Raw genomic sequence first — 1,789 nt, 5'->3', positions numbered from 1 at the left:
TTTCTGCAAGGGGCGTGGCGGACGTTCATCTACGGCGACAACTATTATGACAGCAGTCTGTGGACCATGACGGTCGAGTTCTGGGGGAGCATGCTGACCTTCGCCCTCGCCCCGATCGTCTTTTTCCTTCAAGGCCGCTGGACGTTATCGTTCTGGGTCTGCATAGCAGCAGTCGTGTTCCTGGCGCTGCAAGTCAGTTACTTTCTTTGTGCCTTTCCGGCCAGCCTCTTGCTCTATCCGCTTCTCGCCATGGATTTTCGCCCGAATCGGTGGGTGAGAGGCGCCATGGTGATGGTTTCCCTGGCGCTGCTGGGTTATGCGGGGAGTGCCGTGGGCATATATCGCCCGTTCGCCGTGCTTGACGTGGCTTCCGATGTGGGCCTGCGGCAAGCCTGCGTGGCCATCCCGGCAAGCGTCATGTTGGTCTACGCGGTGCTGAGTGTGGATGAGCCTTTATCATGGTTCTCGGGTAAGGTGGCACGTTTTCTGGGCGAGCTGTCCTTCCCACTCTACCTCGTGCATGTACCCGTTATCTGCTCATTGGGGTCATGGGTTTTGTTGACAAGCGGTTCCACCGCACTCGGCGCCGCCGCCGCCATACTGGGTTCGATCCTCGCGGCGTTGCCGCTCATGACCTTCAACAACTGGTGGGTCCAGATGGTCGGCGCCCTGTTCAACAGGTTCAGGCGCGGCGGACCTATCGCCGCGGCGCCTGCGGCGTCGAGCGCCTAACCGCCCGGCGCTGTGACGGCAGTGCGTCCGGTTCGGGTTCAGGATCCGATCGAATCCTTGATGCCCTTGAGCAGGGTCTTTGCGCCCAGTGAAATCAGCGCATGCTCCGAGCCCATGGCCAGCAGGCGATAGCCCATCGACACGACCCGGCCGGCAATTGCCGGCTCGACAACGTAGATCGCCGCATGTTTGCCGGCCTTGCGGGTGCGCTCGGCCACCGACGCCACCGTCTCCATCATGCTTTCCAGCGTCGAATTGACCGTGGCGCCATTGCTCCAGGCGATCGAGAAATCCGACGGGCCCAGGAAGATGCCGTCGATGCCGGGCGTGTCGAGGATGCCATCGAGCGCATCGAGGGCTGCACGCGTCTCGACCATGGCGAAGGCCATGGTGCGCTGGTTGGTGTCGCGCAGCCAGTCGGCCTGGTCGCCTTGGCCGTGGCGGGGAAAAGCGTAGGTCGGGCCCCAGGAGCGCTCGCCGACCGGCGGGTATTTCATGGCGGCGGCGAACAGTTTTGCGTCGGCAACCGAGTTCACCATCGGCGCGATGACCGCCTCGGCGCCGAAATCGAGCGCGCGGCTTGCCATGTCGAAACGGCCAACGGGAATTCGCACCAGCGCCGGCTTGCCGGTAGCGAGCACCGGCACCAGGCCACGCAGCACGCTGTCTTCGTGATGGCCGCCATGCTGCATGTCGAGCGTGACGGCATCGAAACCCTGCTTGGCGACGATCTCGACCGTCAAGGCATCCGGCACACCGGACCATGCGGTGAACAACGTTTCATCGGCCGCGAGGCGGGACTTCAGGGACATGAACTCTTTCCTTGTTAGCGACCGCAGTTTCAGCCGGAAACGGCGGCAAAGGCAAAGAAAAACCGCCCGGATAGGCCGGGCGGTCGATTGGTCCAGCGTATGGCCGCGGGATCAGCGCATGGCCCGGATCAGGTGTTCTTGATCTGCTCGATCGCCTGCGCCATCAGTTCGTCCATGGTGCGGCGGATCTGGTGGTCCGACTGCTCGACGCCGGCCGCGTCGAAATCCCCGCGGATCTTGCGGAA

At 63.1% G+C, this 1,789-nt stretch carries 3 protein-coding genes; 1 reads left to right on the top strand and 2 read right to left on the bottom strand.

Features of this window, described 5'->3' with window-relative positions; translation table 11 throughout:
- Positions 1 to 732: acyltransferase (locus EN994_RS29750; protein ID WP_164746341.1), on the top strand; the 732-nt coding region annotated here is incomplete at its 5' end.
- Between the two features lie 38 nt (positions 733 to 770).
- On the opposite strand, the gene EN994_RS29745 is transcribed toward EN994_RS29750, so the two are convergent.
- Both EN994_RS29745 and EN994_RS29740 read right to left on the bottom strand, forming a co-directional pair.
- On the bottom strand, positions 771 to 1,544 hold the full coding sequence (locus tag EN994_RS29745) for an HpcH/HpaI aldolase/citrate lyase family protein (RefSeq protein WP_013532125.1): 774 nt from the start codon (positions 1,542 to 1,544) through the stop codon (positions 771 to 773).
- Between the two features lie 128 nt (positions 1,545 to 1,672).
- On the bottom strand, positions 1,673 to 1,789 hold a 117-nt coding region (locus tag EN994_RS29740; RefSeq protein WP_127308070.1), incomplete at its 5' end, for an ATPase inhibitor subunit zeta.

The organism is Mesorhizobium sp. M7A.F.Ca.CA.002.09.1.1 (assembly GCF_003998555.1).
Classification (GTDB): domain Bacteria; phylum Pseudomonadota; class Alphaproteobacteria; order Rhizobiales; family Rhizobiaceae; genus Mesorhizobium; species Mesorhizobium ciceri.
This window is presented reverse-complemented; position numbering and strand designations above follow the sequence as displayed.

Excerpts from the sequence above, each read along its gene's own strand:
- EN994_RS29745 (WP_013532125.1), bottom strand. The coding sequence starts at position 1,544 with ATGTCCCTGAAGTCCCGCCTCGCGGCCGATGAAACGTTGTTCACCGCA.